Annotated in this window: 14 protein-coding genes and 1 pseudogene; 8 read left to right on the forward strand and 7 right to left on the reverse strand. The window is 57.2% G+C overall.

Going from position 1 to position 17265, the window contains the following annotated elements:
- Positions 1–13 precede the first annotated feature (13 nt).
- The 7 genes from XH89_RS24065 to XH89_RS24095 all read right to left on the reverse strand — a co-directional run bounded on the left by XH89_RS24065 (position 14) and on the right by XH89_RS24095 (position 6622).
- Positions 14–1012 (reverse strand): glycosyltransferase, encoded by a 999-nt coding sequence (locus XH89_RS24065; RefSeq protein WP_194462888.1) that lies wholly within the window; start codon positions 1010–1012, stop codon positions 14–16.
- A 144-nt stretch (positions 1013–1156) separates the two neighbouring features.
- On the reverse strand, positions 1157–1444 hold the full coding sequence (locus XH89_RS42130; RefSeq protein ID WP_194468596.1) for a hypothetical protein: 288 nt from the start codon (positions 1442–1444) through the stop codon (positions 1157–1159).
- Positions 1445–1593: 149 nt separating this feature from the next.
- On the reverse strand, positions 1594–2625 hold the full coding sequence (locus XH89_RS24075) for a glycosyltransferase (protein ID WP_194462889.1): 1032 nt from the start codon (positions 2623–2625) through the stop codon (positions 1594–1596).
- 191 nt (positions 2626–2816) lie between these two features.
- Positions 2817–3608: a transferase gene (locus XH89_RS41995; RefSeq protein ID WP_194462890.1), complete on the reverse strand. Its 792-nt coding sequence runs from the start codon at positions 3606–3608 to the stop codon at positions 2817–2819.
- Positions 3605–4786: a DegT/DnrJ/EryC1/StrS aminotransferase family protein gene (locus tag XH89_RS24085; protein WP_194462891.1), complete on the reverse strand. Its 1182-nt coding sequence runs from the start codon at positions 4784–4786 to the stop codon at positions 3605–3607. The genes XH89_RS41995 and XH89_RS24085 overlap by 4 nt, the downstream gene beginning before the upstream one ends.
- Before the next feature lie 41 nt (positions 4787–4827).
- Positions 4828–5487 carry a sugar transferase gene (locus XH89_RS24090; protein ID WP_194462892.1) on the reverse strand — a complete coding sequence of 220 codons (660 nt, stop codon included), beginning with the start codon at positions 5485–5487 and terminating at the stop codon, positions 4828–4830.
- A complete protein-coding gene (locus XH89_RS24095; RefSeq protein WP_194462893.1) occupies positions 5474–6622 on the reverse strand; it encodes a Gfo/Idh/MocA family protein in 1149 nt (382 codons plus the stop codon). The genes XH89_RS24090 and XH89_RS24095 overlap by 14 nt, the downstream gene beginning before the upstream one ends.
- A gap of 615 nt (positions 6623–7237) precedes the next feature.
- Between XH89_RS24095 and XH89_RS24100 the strand changes: the two genes are divergently transcribed.
- The 8 genes and pseudogenes from XH89_RS24100 to XH89_RS24130 all read left to right on the forward strand — a co-directional run bounded on the left by XH89_RS24100 (position 7238) and on the right by XH89_RS24130 (position 17249).
- Positions 7238–7405 carry a hypothetical protein gene (locus XH89_RS24100; protein WP_194462894.1) on the forward strand — a complete coding sequence of 56 codons (168 nt, stop codon included), beginning with the start codon at positions 7238–7240 and terminating at the stop codon, positions 7403–7405.
- 347 nt (positions 7406–7752) lie between these two features.
- Complete coding sequence (locus tag XH89_RS24105) at positions 7753–9183, forward strand: O-antigen ligase (RefSeq protein ID WP_194462895.1); 1431 nt, start codon at positions 7753–7755, stop codon at positions 9181–9183.
- Positions 9180–10310 (forward strand): glycosyltransferase family 4 protein, encoded by a 1131-nt coding sequence (locus XH89_RS24110; protein ID WP_194462896.1) that lies wholly within the window; start codon positions 9180–9182, stop codon positions 10308–10310. The genes XH89_RS24105 and XH89_RS24110 overlap by 4 nt, the downstream gene beginning before the upstream one ends.
- Positions 10307–11851 (forward strand): lipopolysaccharide biosynthesis protein, encoded by a 1545-nt coding sequence (locus XH89_RS24115; protein WP_194462897.1) that lies wholly within the window; start codon positions 10307–10309, stop codon positions 11849–11851. Before XH89_RS24110 ends, XH89_RS24115 begins: the two co-directional genes overlap by 4 nt.
- Before the next feature lie 408 nt (positions 11852–12259).
- Positions 12260–12355: pseudogene (locus tag XH89_RS42135) on the forward strand (hypothetical protein); the annotation flags it as partial.
- A gap of 147 nt (positions 12356–12502) precedes the next feature.
- Positions 12503–13264 (forward strand): class I SAM-dependent methyltransferase, encoded by a 762-nt coding sequence (locus XH89_RS24120; RefSeq protein ID WP_194462898.1) that lies wholly within the window; start codon positions 12503–12505, stop codon positions 13262–13264.
- A 248-nt stretch (positions 13265–13512) separates the two neighbouring features.
- Complete coding sequence (gene asnB / locus XH89_RS24125) at positions 13513–15300, forward strand: asparagine synthase (glutamine-hydrolyzing) (protein WP_246767906.1); 1788 nt, start codon at positions 13513–13515, stop codon at positions 15298–15300.
- Between the two features lie 566 nt (positions 15301–15866).
- On the forward strand, positions 15867–17249 hold the full coding sequence (locus tag XH89_RS24130) for a polysaccharide biosynthesis/export family protein (RefSeq protein WP_194462900.1): 1383 nt from the start codon (positions 15867–15869) through the stop codon (positions 17247–17249).
- Positions 17250–17265 lie beyond the last annotated feature (16 nt).

Raw genomic sequence — 17265 nt, forward strand, 5'->3', positions numbered from 1 at the left:
CCTCACCGGATGCTTACGCGCCAACCTCACCCCTCCGGCAGCTTCGGGAGAGAACGTGCTCGTACAAAGATTGTATTCGCCTGCCGATCTTCGCGAGCGACATTTCATCGACCGCGGCATAAGCGCCGGAAAGACGCTTTCCACGGACCAGTACCTTCGCTAACGCTTCCGCGATAAAGGCCGGTTCGTCAGGCACAATGTAACATCCTTCGAACTCTCTAATTCGCTCGGCCACGTCGCCAACATCGACGGAAACAATCGGTAGATTGCAGGCGAGAGCTTCTTTGACAATGTTCGGAGACCCCTCATGAGCGGATGTAAGCAGCAAACAATCGACGGCGTTCAGGAATCGCGCGACTTCTTGTTGAGGTCTCTTATCAAGAGTGACCAATTTGGCAGATGGATTTGATTGTCGAACTAACTCAAAAGCGGCTTCGGCGAGCGGGTACCTCTTATAACCCCCTGCTGAGGGCCTGCCTGCAAATAGAACGTGCTGCTCGTCTTCCTTCAGACCCACTTCGCGCTTAGCGACTGCTCTGGGATAGAAGATATCAAGATCCACTCCATTGGAAATAATCGACGTTGTTTTGGCGCGAAGATGTTTTGCAAGACCGGCACTCTTCGCAATATTGTGAGCCGTCGCGTACGACAATAGACGGGAGAATAGTCCGTGCAACACTCGATTAGAGGCTCGATATTCTCCCCACTCGCTGCAATCTCCATATACGTCGTTGCCCATAAAAGACACAACGAGTGGCAGGGCAGTAGCTAATCTGGCAGTCCAGCCTGAGTACATATAGTGCGCATGAACGATATCGTACTCCCTCGAACGCACAGCCTTCCGTACTTCAGCAATGCCCTTGATATATTTGCCAATGCCGGTGCCGTTAAGCAGGCAAACATCAACATCAATCCCAAGCTTCGCCAGCGACTCCACTTGAGTGCGGATGAAAACTCCCTCAGACGGATTCTGTTTAGTAGGGTACGCGCCCGTCACATGCAGAACCATCATCGCGGCTTGCTCCTTGTGGTCTCCGAGAATGGCGACCGCCTGATAATTCGCTATCAACAAACCTCGATGAAATTTTGTGGCCCGGTCTCTGCCGACTCGGATACATGTTGGTGATATAGAGGATCCTCACGATCCTGTATTCCCTCAGCGCCCGGCAGTAATTGCCATCGCATTACTGGCCCGCGCCGGCCGCCGGTGCATGTGCTCGGCCCACTGCCTTCGCCACGCGTCGAAGGAAAGAGGGCGAATTTCATCCGCATTATATATCTCGCCATTGTAACTCACGACCCACCGCCCATCTGCTGACATCATGGGCTGCGCTCCGGCCTCACCTCCGTCAGTCATGGCAAGTCGGCGGTGTGAATCCCGACGCCAATCACTGCAACGACCCCCCCTCACCGTCTGGTCCCGATGCGCAATCGCATTCGCCATGTCGCGCGCGAACACTCCGACGCCTCCTACTGCGCAGCGAGACCAGGATCAATCGAACCTGCAATCCCGCACATAGCGACCAATACCCTTTCAGCAGCCTCCAAATATGGTCGTTCGATCAACTTGAGGCTCCATCTCGCAATCAAACTTCAGAGCGCTCTATTTCTACCTGCCAATCGCCGAAACAGCTCTACGTGCTTCTGCACCATTTGCTCAATCCCGAACTTCTGCTCCACGAGCGCCCGTCCTGCGCGACCGAACGCGCTTCCAACGTCAGGACGGTTGACAATTTCCCTTATCCGCAACGCCAATGCATTTTCATCTCCGAATGGAATTAGGAATCCATTCTCCCCGTCCTTGACAATTTCGCGATTGCCAGCTGCGTCTGTGGCTATGACCGGCTTTTCCAGCGCCATGTACTCCAGAATTGCATTAGCTATTCCCTCTCCGTGGCATCTTGAGTCCGACACCAAGACTCCGACGGAGAACGTTTTTACGATTTCTTCGACCCGTTTGCTGACTCCTAGAATGCGTATATTCGCATGATCGTCGCTCTTCAGACGCCCCCTGAAGCTTTCCAGATCCGGTCCTTCACCGACAGCCAGGAAAGTAATGTCCTTCCGCTCGCTGCACAGCAATTCTGCCGCTTTAAAAAACGTGCTATAATCTTTCTCTCGATCGAACCTTGCGATCATACCGACTACATGCTTGGTTCTTATCTCCAACGAACGCTTGAGGGCGTTGACGTCAGGAAGATTGTCTATTCGGTCAAAATTGAAACCGTTGTGTATGCAAAGTCCTTTCTTGCCATCAACTCTAAAAGCTCTAAGTCCCGCCAATGAGTTTGCCAAGATTACCGTTGAAAATGGAGCTGTCAGAAGGAAACGTCGGTACGCCTGATCTTTCAAACTCAAAACGAGCGGTGCATATCGTATCATCCCATTGATCAAAGCCGATCTAAACAACAACGCAATTGGTGCCGCATACACCGAGCACATCGACTCCCACGAGTATATTATATTCGGCCGGTATCGTCTCGCCAGGCCATATAGCTTTTCGAAAATACGGAAATCCCTTTTTCGGCTTCTTCTGAAGATGTGTACTTTTATTCCCAGTGACCCAACCTCGTCATAGTGGATGGTATCTGAAAGCACGACTAGCTCGTTAACGAACCCGTCCATTTTGTTGAACCCACGCAATAATTCAATCAGTTGTCGCTCCTTCCCCCCGGAGCCCAGCGTGTCGGTTATATGCAGTACCCTGATCGCAGGCCTTGACGAACTCAGCATTCCATCACCCGACCGTTATCACCGCAGTCCCAGCGTTCAACCAAAACTAGGATTTTGATACACGTTCGTGACGCCGAGGATCCTCACGATTGTGTTCGCTCCACGGTTGGCAGGAACCATCGAGTCTCTAGGCTGCGCCGGTAGTCGCTTTGAACCGTCGTCGGCCCCCCCGCCGGGACACCCATCACGAGCGCACCGTCGGGCACCTCCTTCGTCACCACCGCGCCGGCGCCGACCACGGCGCCAACCCCGATTCTGACGCCTGGCAGTAAGTTGGCTCCCACTCCGATTGCCGCGCCGCGCGCGATATTGGGCCCCAGCATGGTCGAACCGTCGTAGCCGTCCCGGCCCATCGCATTGTCGTTCGAAGTGCCGACACAGCCCGAGATGAATACGTCGTCTTCGATCGTCATGTTGCCTGCCAGCCAAGTGTGATCCTGCACCCGGACGCGATCGCCTATTCGCGTGTTGTAGTTGACCGTGACGTAACGTCCGATGACGGTCTTCGAGCCGATCCAAGATTGTTCACGGATCGAGGCACCATCCCCGATCAGGGTCCCTGCGCCGAGCGAGACGTCATAAAAAATCACTGCGTGCGGCCCGATAGAACAGTCGGCGCCGATATCGACCCACGCCTCGAAACGCGGCGCGCGCGACAACGCCCCGGCTCCCTTGGGCGCCTTGCCGAAATAGGCTCCCGGAAAGATTTCGACGTTGTCCCCGACTCTCGCGCCGCTCTCGATCACGACATGCGGGTGAATGACCACCCGGTTACCAATTGTAACATCAGGCCGCACGACGGCGAACTCGGCGATCGCCACGTCCACACCGATCGCCTCGGTCTCGACCACCGCCCATGCCCTAATTCGATTCATCGCCACGCCCTCCCCCCATCCGCGCGAAGTGCGGCGGGCGAAAACATTGACTGCGGCTGCAATTTCTCGTGACCGTCCCGCTCAGCCGCTGCGCGTGCAATCGCGGCGATGCAGCGCACCTGGTCGCGCGTGAGCTCGGGGAACATGGGCAGAGACAATGATCGCGCGGCCGACGCTTCGCAATATGGTAAGTCGCCCTGCCTGTAACCGAGATGGACGAGAGCAGGCTGCAGGTGGAGCGGCAATGGATAGTGGATCCCGGTCGCCACGCCGGCCTCTTCGAGCTCATTCCGCATTGCGTCACGGTCGTTCGTGTCGATCACATACAAGTGGTAGACGTGCGTCGACCCCTTTCGAACGAACGGCGTCTTGATCCCCGACTCCGCCAGCTCCGCGGCGTACCACTCCGCGGCGCGCCGCCGATTGGTGTTCCATTCGTCCAGGCGCCGGAGCTTGATTTGCAGAATCGCCGCCTGGAGAGCGTCGAGCCGGCTGTTGAACCCGACCTCGGCGTGGCTGTAATGGGTGGTTCGACCGTGGTCACGCAGTCGTTCGATCCGCTCGGCGATCGCGGCACTGTTGGTGGTGACTGCTCCGCCGTCGCCATAAGCCCCGAGGTTCTTCGCTGGATAAAACGAGAAACATGCGATATCGCCGAGCGCGCCGGTGCGGATCCCCTGATATTCCGCCCCGTGCGCCTGGGCCGCGTCTTCTAGGACATAGAGTCCGCGCCGTCGTGCGATGTCATTGATTGGACCCATGTCAGCCGGCTGCCCGAAGAGGTGGACTGCGATGATCGCTCTTGTGCGATCCGTTAAGGCGCGCTCGATCATTCTGGGATCGATCGTGTAAGTGTCCGGATCGATATCGACCAACACGGGCCGCGCTCCCGTCGCCACGATCGCGGCCGCGGTGGCAATGAAGGTGTGGGCGGTCGTAATCACGTCGTCGCCATGACCAATACCCAACGCCCGCAGCGCCAGACGAATCGCGTCCGTGCCGTTCGCCACACCGCGCGCATGGCGCACCTGGCAATACGCGGCGAAATCTCTTTCGAACGCGGCAAGCGCCTCGCCGCCTATGAACTGCGCGGAGTTGAGAACGCTCTGAATTGCTTCGGCCACCTCGTCTTTCAACGTCTCATATTGCGCTTTGAGATCGACAAACGGAATGTGCATTTTTCGAGCCTCACTCGACTCCGTCTTTGCTTTTTGAGAGCTCATCGAGCACCGTGCCCCCGCAGCACCACTGGAAACGTCAGGACAATCAATTTCAGGTCGGTCCATAAGGTCCAGTTCAGTGCATATTCGACGTCCATCTCGAGCATCACCTCCAGGCTGACACGACCCCGACCGCGCACCTGGCAAAGTCCGGTTATTCCGGGCTTCACAATGTGACGCGTATGGTGCCAGTCACGGAAGTATTCGAGTTCATATGGAATCGCCGGCCGTGGACCGACGATGCTCATTTCGCCCCGCAACACGTTGAGGAATTGAGGCAGCTCGTCGAGGCTGGTCCTCCGCAGCCACCGTCCCACGCGCGTCACGCGAGGATCGTCTGTGAGCTTGTATGGGGCGGCGGGGTCGTTCGAGAGGGGTTCATTCGCCCAAGCCCGCCGGATCGCCTCGCGATGGACGTTTTCGTCGGCATTGTGGCGGAGCGTCCGGAATTTGAAGCAGGTGAACGGCTTCTCGTCTCGTCCGATCCGACGCTGGCGAAAGAGCGCTGGTCCGGGACTATCGAGATGGATTGCTATCCACACCCCCGTGGAGATGAGGGCCAGCATCGGGAGCGCGAGAACGCAGATCACGACGTCGAGCGCCCGTTTGCCGAATTCGCGCGGGGTCGCCTTCCGTCGCGTGGCTTCATGCGACAGCAACTTCGGGACCTCCCGCCGGCATGTTCCGCCGCCGAAATATCCGTTGATCCTTACCGTTGCTACGGTGTTTGTGCTTGAGCCGTAGACACGCCGATGCCGCCTCGAGCGCTTCGACAACACGCAGTCCGTGCATTGCGTCCGCGCGCGGCCGTTTCCCGGTCATGATCGCATTGACGAAGTCGAGTATCTCGAGCTTCAGCGGTTCGCTGCTGGATATCGCGGGGATATGCACGTCGCCGTGATGATAGGCCAACTGGAAGTCGGCGTAGGAGTCGCCGTCGATCCGTGGCCTGAATCGCTTCTGGTAAACGCGCACTTTCTCGGACGGCTGCACGTCATCGAACACCAGCATCGCATCGCTTCCGACGACAGTGATCTGGCGCACCTTAACCGGGTCCAACCAGGAAACATGCACATGGGCGGTCGGACCGCTCTTGAAGCCCATCTTGGCGTAAACAACATCCTCAACGTTCGGCAGAACGTGCGCGCAACCCCACGCGCCGATGGTTTGAGGCACCTCCTCCAGCAAGCAGAAGATGATCGAGAGGTCGTGCGGGGCCAAGTCCCAAAGGACATTGGCGTCCTGCCGGTAGAGACCAAGATTCAGGCGCCGCGAATCAATGTAGTAGAGCTCGCCAAGAGAGCCGCTTTGGATCATCTGCCGCATCACGCCGACCGCCGGGTGGTACTCGAACGTGTGCCCGACCAATAGCACACGCTTGCGCTCTTCGGCGATCGCATTCAACTCGCGGCATTGCGCGCTCGTCATGGCCATTGGCTTCTCGACGAGCGCGTGCTTTCCGGCTTGGAGCACCGCCCGCGTCAATTCAAAGTGCGTGTCCACAGGGGTGGCGACAATGACCCCGTCTATAGAAGGATTATTCAGTACCGCGCCGACATCACGCGAAAAGGCGACAGAAGGATAATGTGAACGGATATATTCTAATCTGTCAGGGCGGGGATCGACGGCCATCGCCATCCTTGCGTCGCGTATATCGCAGCCGACGCGGATGTGTTTCGAACCCCAGTAACCGCAACCGATGACGGCCAGCGACGGGCCGCCGTTCGCGGTCTGATTTTCCGCGTCCTTGTTCGCCATGTTGGCTCCTTGTTTGAAGGCCGTCATCGTGTTCATTCAAGATAATCAATCTGGCCCGCGGGCTGTCGAAGAACATGGGTAACGATCTACGCTCTTTGGGAGTACTACCGGGCCGAGCGCGAGGACAATGATCGTTGAGGAAGGCGAAAAAATCTGGCGGACTGGCCAATTGCGCAATTCGCAAGCCCTGTACGCGTGTTGATTTGCTCTTCGGTGTGATCCGCTCCACCTAACTCTCGGTAGCGCTCACCGCCAAAGTCACATCGCGGCTCAGCGCATTATATTCCGTCCGTCTCGACGAGAGAGCGGCAATCTCGTTTTTACACTCCGGAGCTCTGTGCGAAGCTATGCCTCTATTGCGTATTGCGATCAGCTTGAAACGAGCAGCCATTGTGTCCTGATAGCCACGGATGAGACGGAGCGCTGGGAGCCTCGGCGAGAGATCGCCCCCGCCTGCCTCATGGCGCCACTTCATCCCTTCAGCATTGGTTGCTCCCAAGCTGCTCACAATCCCGCAGACGTATTGCGATTGCGTGACCGGCGTCAGGCTCAGTAGCTGTTCGGTCAATGCTGCTTCCGGACCTTATAGCTACGCCCTGGAGCCCTGCATTGCTCGGCAAGGACGTTCGCATGCGTGAGCGCTGATCATAGATGGAACAGATCGAGACTGCAGCCGAAAGCTCCAAACCCGGAGGCGGCCTTCTGAACCTCTTCCCTCTGCTGTTTCCTCTGCACCTCGAGGAATTGAAAGGCGCCCCGCACGTTAAGAAGCTCCGCCTGCTTCAATCGATCGGTGCAACTCTCTACGCGCGCCGCTGAAAACGGGGACTATGACCTACCTCCTCTGAGGTACACAGGCGGGAGTACACGCGCATACGCGGGGTACTCACCAGCATCGCTCATGATTCTTGTTGGAATATTTGGCGCAGTCGAGCGCAGATTGACCGCGATGGTCGGAACGTTATGCTTGGCCTCGTTCTTAAGCCGGGGGCCGCTCGACTTTCCGGACTGACGCTGTCGCTATTGGCTCACGTCGTCGTCAATTCGAGCGATGAGAGTTTAACCGTGAGCACATACCTGCAACAGCGAACAGACGCTCCTGCAAGACAGTTTTGCCAATTCGAAAGCCAGTCGGCATAGAACCTAGGATGTCGGTAAACCAACCAATGTCAACGAATCTGACGCTCGACCATGCCTCTCAATTGAGGGTTAGCATTCTAACTCTAGTACTCCTTGGGATTTCCGCGGCGCTGATCGGCGGCGTGACAGCATTTCTCGGCGCGTTTGCCTACGGTCTTCTCTATTGCAGCTTCTTGTTCGCACTGATCATTTTTGCTGACTATCGGAAAGGCGTTTGGCTGCTCGCGTTGCTGTTGCCATTCGCCTCGAGCCAGCTCGTTCCACGAGAACTTTTCGAGATAACCGGATTGAACCCATTCAATATCTTGTTTGGGCTAACACTCTTATCGGTGTTCGCGGCTTCCGCATTCAGGCGAGAGGATATTCAATTCGTCAGCTTCCCAACTACATTCTGGATTTATGTGGGCGTCATGACACTTGGCGCTTGCCTCGGTGTCGGTTCGGTGGAAAGGGCGATCGTACTTCCCAACCTTGAGCCCTTAACAAAAACCGCATATCTGCTGGACTTTGCAAAGTCGTTGATAATGTTGGCCGTGGCGTGGTTGGCGGCGGTTCTTTCCCGAAGCAGCAATGGACGCCCTGTAATCTGGGCTCTAGCAGCTACTTACACTACCTTTTTCGTCGTGATTGCCGGTTACCTCATTATCGATGGCATCAGCCTGCAGGGCTTGGCGGCTGGCGACAGAGATTTTCTAAGTTGGATCGGATTACATGCCAATGAAATCGGCCTGCTGGCCAACATTGGCTTCGCGATCCTCCTCCACACCGCACTAGCCACCTCTGCGCTCTGGTCGCGTGCAATACTGCTGGCATGCGCCGGCGCTGCCGCAATGATGGCTGCCTTGACCTTCTCACGGGCCGCTTTCGTTGGGATTGCCATCATACTGGGCTCCTACATGTGGAAACAGCGACGCATGGGTCAGTTCTTGCTGGCGCTCTTTGCAATCGTGACGGTTGTATTTCTATTGCCCGACGCGTTCATTGAACGGGCATCGACCGGCCTGGCAACCGGGGACGAACAGGCGATAACCGCCGGTCGGCTCGACCTCTGGCTTGCATTGATAGGTACTTTTTGGGAGGCTCCTATTATTGGTGGAGGCCTCTATTCGACGCTGTGGGCGACCCCGAACCTCCGTGGCCTCATGCTTCCGGTCGCTCATCCGCATAATGCCTATCTGGCAGTCGCCCTTGACCTCGGAATAGTGGGTATTGTGGTTGTGGCGGTTTTCTTCTGGTCGGTATGGCGGACCTTTAGTCATCTATCCAGGCACCACGTCGATCCGCAATGGCGCGGTGTTTTTGAAGGCTGCATGGTTGGCCTGTTGTGCCTTGCAGTCGACGGATTCACGGATGGACGATTTACTCCGACTCCCCCGCAGGCGGCCCTATGGCTATGTTACGGGCTCGCCCTCGGTCAGGCCCAATCGATGGGTTCCATCAAGAGACCGCCACCATGAAGGTGTGTTTCGTCGGTTTCGACGACCTCCCGGTCCTTGCCCGCGAATACAACCATCATGGTAATGGCGGGGCGCAGTTACAACAGACGTTGCTCGCGAAAGCACTCGTTGCTCGTGGATACCAGGTTTCCATGGTCGTCTGGGATTACGGTCAGTCCGACGCAGCAGCTTGGCATGGCGTCACAACCTACAAGGCGTATCGCCCGGATGCGGGTCTTCCGGTACTTCGTTTTGTTTATCCCCGCTTGACCGCAACGTGGGCGGCGTTGATGCGGGCCGATGCCGACGTTTACTACACGAGTACCGAGGGTGGGCTTGTCGGCTTGGTCGCGATGTTCTGCCGCCGGCATGGACGTGGCTTCATACACCGGTTAGCACACGACAACGATGCCGATCCTAAACCTAAACGACTGAGCATTCTCTATACGCGAGACAAACAACTGTACAAATATGGATTGAGACACGCTCATACTATCCTTTGCCAGCACGCGGGCCAGCAACGCGCACTCATGGAAAATTACGGGGTGATCAGCGTGGTCGCCGACCCGCTGGTGGATTCCCCTGGCCGGCAGCTGGATCGTGACGAGCACGACTTGGAAATTCTTTGGGTCAGCAACCTGCTTCCCTTCAAGCGACCGGAACTCGCCATCGAGTTGGCGCGTCACATGCCTTCCCGGCATATTCACATGGTCGGTGGTCCACAACCGGGTTTTTCCGATCTGTACAGCAAAATCGAGTCTGCCGCGAAGAGACAGCCGAACCTGACGTTTTGCGGTCGAGTGCCTTATCACGACGTAGGTGACCTCTATGACCGCGCCAAGGTCTTCGTCAATACCTCCGACACGGAGGGTTTTCCGAATTCCTTTCTTCAGTCCTGGAGCCGCGGCGTTCCTGTAGTATCTTTTTTTGATCCTGGTGGACTTATCAGTCGCGAAGGCCTGGGTGTCTCTATCCGGTCCATCGATGAGATGGCTTGCGCTGCTGAGCACTTGATTGCCGATGAAACAGAATGGCGAAAGGTGTCCGTGCGATGCAGGAACTATATGGACCGGGTGCATGGCGATCACGTGGTGCTGAGGCCCTACGTCGCAGCCATCGAGGAAGCGGTTCGCCGAAGGAAAAAATGACGCGCGCCCAGCAAACCGCTCCACTTTGCAGGAAGGACGAAAGCCTCCTTGAGCGGGCCGCATACAGGAGGCGCGCGCGCGGCATGGGATCGGGTATTCGCCGGAAGGCAGGATTTCTCGCGGCTGCAGGGTTGCTCGAATATGCCATGCAGTTGGTGGTACCTGTCATCCTGGTCCGCCACCTGACCAAGCAGGAGTTCGGGGACTACCGCCTGATGTGGCTGCTCGCCCAAACGGGGTTGATCTTTTTTCCCCTGTTCCTGCCGCAGTCCCTGTTCTATTTTCTGCCGCGCGCCGCTCCAGGAACCCGACGAAAGCTCTTGGGCAATACGTTCGCAAGTCTCTTCGCTCTGGGGGGGCTCTCGATTCTGCTGCTTTTAGGGCTGATGCCCGTCTTGCCGAGTTCGATTGGAGGCCTACAGCCTTACTCGCCCCTCGTTCAGATCTTCGTTGGCATCTGGATATTGGCGTCGGTTCTTGATGTCTTGCCGACGGCGGACGGAAAAGCGCAATGGGGGGCGTGCGTAACGATCGGGTTCGCGATGATCAGAACAGCGGCATTGGCAGGTGCAGCAGTCTCATCTGGCGATCTCGGATGGATTTTGATGGTGATGTGCGGCCTGGCCATGCTGAAGGTCGGCCTTGCCGTGTTCTATGCCCTCTTTGCCGCGCAGGAACGGGGTCTCGGATTCGACGGCGAGTTGGCCCGCGCGCAATTGAAGTACTCGCTGCCCTTTGCGATGGCCGATGGCTTTTTCGCCTTGCGTGGGCAGGCCGGTCAATGGGTCGTGGCAGCGAACTTTTCGAGCTCGGCCTTTGCACTCGTCTCGATTGCATCGACGGCCATGCTCCTCGGAACCTTGACCCGCCAGCCTCTAGGTAACGCCCTTCTGCCTAACTTCAGTTCCTTGGTGGGCGAAGGCAACGTTGATGGCGCCCGCAAGCTGTTGTCGAAAGCGTATCTGCTGCTGGCATGCACGCTGCCGCCACTCTTCGGGTTGCTGATCGCGACCGCGGACGACCTTGTGGAACTGATCTATACACGCGAGTATCTCGGGGCAGCGCCGCTCATGCAGATCTATTCCTTGGGACAGATCGCAACTGTTTTCGGGGCCGGCCAGCTTCTTTGGGCGTTAGGATTGGGCCGGCAGGCCGCCACGATAAGCGCGATATCGCTTTTGCTGTCAGTTGCCTTGAGCATCCTAGGGCTCCAGTTTTTCGGTCTCGCCGGCGCGGTTGCGGGAAACATCACCGGTCTAGTTCTTTGGGAGTGGTGGGCATTGATCAGCGTCGCCACGGCGCTCAGAACCAGTGTCGCAAAATTGATACCGATGGATCAGATCTGGAAAGTCGCCTTCGTGGTTGCCGTCGCTGTATTGGTCGCTCACATCGTCTCCTCCAAGCTGGACACATCCGTTTTTTTGGGACTCGTGGCGAAGTCTTCGGCGTTTATAACGACCGTGCTGCTTGGGTTCGTGCTCACGAAGGTCCATCACTCGGTGCTACCCCTCGTTTTCGGCGTGAGCGAAGAGCGCGTTTAGTAATTGTGAAATTCGTGGGCAGTCGGGGGACCGGTGGTTGCTCCTCACCGCGAAGCCATCGCCTCTGATGGGACCCTCTACGTGACCCATGACGACGGCGCCGCGAAATTTTCCAGGAGCGCCTGGACCAACACCTCACCGCCTCACCGCTATGACGGCCGAAAAATTGCGCCTCTCCTGGTGTACCGTCTGATGCGGTCCCAAGCTCGCAACTGCAGTGACTGGTTTCGTCGACCCACTCAATCCTTGTTCCGCATCCGCGGCTTTCAATCGTGGCATTGGACGAATGCTTCTCCTTGGGGGTACGACGCATGCACGTTTGACTGCTCTTCCTCTCACGTATCGACTACGATACCCTGGATTGCCCAATATCGCGGGACTCGTGGTTTAACATGAGGTCAGACAGCGATGCGCAAGGAACACATTGTACACCTTTGCTGTCCGTCCTGTCGATCTGGGCTCAGAATCGCCGATGGCAATTCCGAGGGTGTGATCAACGAAGGTGCCCTGGATTGCCAAGGATGCGGGTCCATTTATCCAATCGTCCGTTCGGTTCCGCGCTTCGTACCAGAGGAGAATTACACTGCTAGCTTCGGACTTGAATGGACGGAGCATGCACGTACGCAATACGACACGACAAGCGGACGTGCTTTGTCCAAGCAGAGGTTCTTCGAAGAGACGCGCTGGCCCTACAATCTACAGGGTCAGATTCTGATCGAGCCGGGCAGCGGATCGGGGAGGTTCACGGAGATAGCCGCCTCAACCGGAGCGATGGTCCTTTCACTCGATATGAGTGTGGCCGTGGATGCAAACTTCGCAACCAACGGCCACAGCGAAAACGTGCTGATCGTCCAGGGCAACATCGCGGAGATGCCGTTCCCGTACGGGTACGGCGACCGTCTCTTCTGCTTCGGCGTCCTGCAACATACGCCCGATCCGAGGCAAGCTTTCTTGTCGCTCCCTCGCCATCTGAGGCCAGGTGGCCGTCTCGTCGCGGATGTATATCACAAGAAATTTACGAACTACGTGCTTGGGACGAAGTATTGGGTAAGGCCGCTGACGCGAAGGGTACCGCCAGAGCGGCTGTACCGGCTCGTGCGTCGCTACGTCGATCTCATGTGGCCCACCGCCCGCGTTGTTCGCACGATTCCCTGCATCGGCCCGACCCTCAATTGGCGGCTACTCGTCGCGGACTACAGTCGCGAGCTCGGTGAAGAAGGCGCAATCGATGACGCTGTGCTAAAGGATTGGGCATACCTCGACACGTTCGATATGCTGTCACCTCAGTTCGACCAACCTCAAACACTCGGCGCGGTGCGACGCTGGTGTAATGAGGCAGGCCTCAACGACGTTGAAGTGATCGTCGGTTACAACGGCATCGAAATTCACGCGACACACCCCGAGCTAGGATGAAGCTAGTGTCTAATTGCGTCCACTCGCAAGCAAATAAACCAGGACCGCGCCGAACACCGGCTGGAATGAGGTGGCGACGAGTGTGGGTCAGTCGTCATCACCGAACCCCATGAGAAGCGCCTCTCCTCTGATCCTGCAATAATTTGAATATCCTTCTCTTCGCATAGAAAAATGATCGGGCAAGCATGTGCGGAATTGCCGGTATAGTCGAGGCCGAGAAGCCGGTTAGCTTTCAATTGGTGCAAAGCATGTGCGGTGCACTCGCACACCGAGGCCCGGACGACGCTGGTACCTGGTTCAGTCCTGATCGGCGGGTAGGCTTAGGTCATCGGCGCTTAGCCATAATCGATCTCAGCCCTCTCGGTCATCAACCAATGAGTTCGGATGATGGCCAGATAACAATTGTCTTTAACGGTGAGATTTACAACTTTCAGGAAGTTCGAGCCGAACTTCAGGCGCGCGGCAATAGTTTTCGCAGCGCAAGCGATACCGAGGTCGTGATCGCCGCGTATCGAACGTGGGGCCCCGCGTGCCTCGATCGCTTGGTCGGAATGTTCGCGCTCGCGATCTGGGACGACTCCAAACGACGCCTGTTCGTTACTCGCGATCGGGCCGGCGAAAAGCCTTTATTCTATTTGCACAAGAATGGCCGGTTCGCTTTCGCATCCGAACTGAAAGCTATTCTCGTTGATCCGAACATCCCACGGAGCATCAATCGCGAGGCGCTCGACGATTACTTGGCGTATGGTTACGTTTCCGGGTCACTTTGCATCTTCGACGGATTCGCAAAGCTACCACCGGGGCATTGGCTAACTTACGAACCCGATCTGGATCGACTGCAGATCAGCAGATATTGGGACCTACCGATACGTGCTGCCGACACCGCGCGGAGCGATCTGCAAGAGCTCACAAGCGATCTCGAGTTCCTGATGACGCAGAGCGTGCGCTGCCAGCTCATCGCTGATGTGCCGATTGGCATCATGCTGAGCGGTGGTCTTGATTCGAGCCTCGTGGCTGCCGCGGCCGTCAGGAGTTCGGGGCGGGCTGTTCGCACCTTCAACGTCGCCTTTCCAGGCTATCCGAGCTTCGACGAGTCACGCCACGCGCGTCGGGTCGCTGATTATCTCGGTTCAAACCATACTGAACTCGTCGCTGAGCCGGGCTCGGGCGAGTTCCTGCCTTCACTCATCCGTCAATATGACGAGCCTATCGCTGACAACTCGGTGCTTCCCACCTATCTGGTGAGTCGCGCAATTCGAAAGGAATGCGCTGTCGCCCTAGGAGGCGACGGCGGCGATGAACTCTTCGGTGGCTACATTCATCATCCTTGGCTTCTGAAGATCGCGCAACTACGGAAGTTTGGTCTGCATCGGCTCGGATTGGAGGCACTCGCCGCAAAATCGATACCGTTGGGAATCCAAGGACGCAACGCGATCATGGGGCTACTCAGCCGCAATGAGCCACACACAGCGCTGACGCGGCTACTTGATCCGATTGCGCGGTCGCGACTGACCGGCCGGCCGATGTCGGCTGCCCCGGAACTTCGCCGCGCTGGATTGGAAACAGTCTGCGGTGGCATAGATGCGATTTGTGCCGCCGAGTTTCGCAGCTACTTACCGGATGACATTCTCGTCAAAGTCGATCGGGCTAGCATGCTCACATCCCTGGAGGTGCGCGCGCCGCTCCTGGATCATCGAATCGTCGAGTTTGCTTTTGGGCGATTGCCCGGAAGATTCAAAGTCCAAGATGCTCGAAGAAAGATAATTTTGCGTGCTCTTGCACAGCGCTGGCTGCCTCCCGACTTTGATAGTCACCGAAAGCAGGGTTTCTCGATCCCTCTGCATGAATGGTTCCAGGGGCCTTGGAGGCCACTCGTGGACGATCTCATCGCGACCGGTTCGCCACTTTTTGAAAGACGATTTTTGGCGCGCCTCCTGTCAAGACTTCGGTCGACAGAGCGCGGAAGTCGCCGCTTATTTCAGCTCATGATGATCGAGATGTGGCGCCGTGAGTATCGTGCTTCCGTACCAGAATAGCTTGCAGCTCGGTTCGAGCGTGTTCACCAGCGGTGCCTGCGCTCGGTGGATCCTGGCGCCGGCGTAATCATCGACGGTGAAGCGTTCGTCCGCGATGGCGTACTGTTCTTGAACGATCATCATCTGCGCGCCCATAGTCCGCACCGACTACGAGCAGGAACTCGGCACCTGCCGCAATAGTAATAGAGCGACCAATCTGCCTTTCCAACGGCCTGCGATCGCGGCGCCGCCATCGACCGGATGTGCCGGAAGCTTGGCAGAGGCCGGCAAGACGGGCAATAAGTGGGTAACTACGATGGTCGATTGAGCCGCGACCGCGCGGGACTAGATTCGGGCAGCAATGGAAGCGCCCGTCCCAATGGGTTCGATCAGTATGATAGAGAACCGATCAATCGGACTGAGCGGAAGAAGGCACTGAGTGGTTCGGCGTCAATGAGAGAACGGAACGTAGTTTTGCGGATCGCCTGTCGGGACGGCTACTCGGCCAATTGTTCACGAGCTGCCTTCCGCGAACAAATTTGAAAGACTTTCACCTCGGTGACCACGTTCGTACAGGGAACGACGCCATGCCGAACTCCAGACTGCGCAATGGCCTCCATGTCGACGTCTCTGGCAGCGACTTGGGACGCTGCATCAAATGGGCCCTGGTGGCTATTGGCCTGACAATTTCCGCCACTCAAGCAAAGGCGGAATATCTGGTAAACGTCGGAGATGTGCTGGAGGTTGGGGTGGCGGGCGTGCCGGAGCTGCGGCATCGTGCTCCCGTGCAAATGGACGGGAATGTTTCGTTGCCACTGGTCGGAACGCTTCCAGTGGCCGGCCAGCCCTTGCCCCAGATCCGAGCCAAAATCGCGGCTGCACTTGCGCGCAAGGTATTTCGACAGAGGACGTCCGATGGACGCGAGACGGTGGTCGTGATCGACGCAGACGAGGTCACGACGATCATCGCCGAATACAAGCCCATATACGTAAATGGGGACGTATCGAAGCCCGGTGAGTACCCTTATCGTCCGTCTATCAGCGCACGCCAGGTCGTCGCGGTGGCGGGCGGCTACGACATCATGCATATGCGAATGAACAACCCCTATCTAGAGTCAGCAGACCTGAGAAGCGAGTATGGCTCGCTTTGGACAGAGCTGGCCAAAGAACAAGCGCGTATGTGGCGCATCAAGACCGAACTTGGAGAGGGAGCCCAGATCACTCCAGGCGCTCTGATGGATGCGCCTTTAGCTCGATCGGCGATTTCGGAAATCGTTAACGCAGAAACGGAGTATCTGAAGACCAAGCAGAGTGATTATCAGCAGGAAAAGACGTACCTTCAGCGCGGCATTCGACAGGGAGACGACGAGGTCCGCGTGCTGTCAGAGCAGCAGAAGAAGGATGAAGAGGGACTTCAGGGAGATCTTGAAGAACTGCAGAAGGTGACCGAGCTCTTCGGCAAGGGTTCCTTGATCAGCCCTCGCGTTACGGATGCGCGTCGCGCAGTGCTGCTGTCATCAACCCGGAAGCTGCAAACCTCTGCGCAACTGCTGCAAGTCAAGAAGCAGCAGGACGATTTCGTCAGGAAGCTGGCAAAGCTAGATGACCAGCGGAGGCTCGATCTACTGCGCGAGTTGCAAGATACCAGCGTGAAGCTCAATCAAATTCGCGAAAAGCTGCAGAGCGTCGGCGAGAAGCTTCAATACACTGCGATGGTTCGATCACAACTCGTGCGAGGCGCCGGAAACCACGCGGAGATTGCCATCGTCCGGAAGGGCGACAAGGGGCAGGAACGGATCATCGCAAGCGAAGATACCGAGCTACAACCGGGGGACACCGTGGAGGTCAGCCTCCAATACCAGGATAGTCCTGCCGTCCCTCCCCGAAAGGTAGGCAGTTCAGATATTCCATCAGGGACAAGCCGGACCGATGCGACCGCGGGCGATTCGGTACGCGTCGGGCAGAGGTGATAAGACGATTGGCGGA

Origin of the sequence: Bradyrhizobium sp. CCBAU 53340 (assembly GCF_015291645.1) — a bacterium.
Classification (GTDB): Bacteria; Pseudomonadota; Alphaproteobacteria; order Rhizobiales; family Xanthobacteraceae; genus Bradyrhizobium.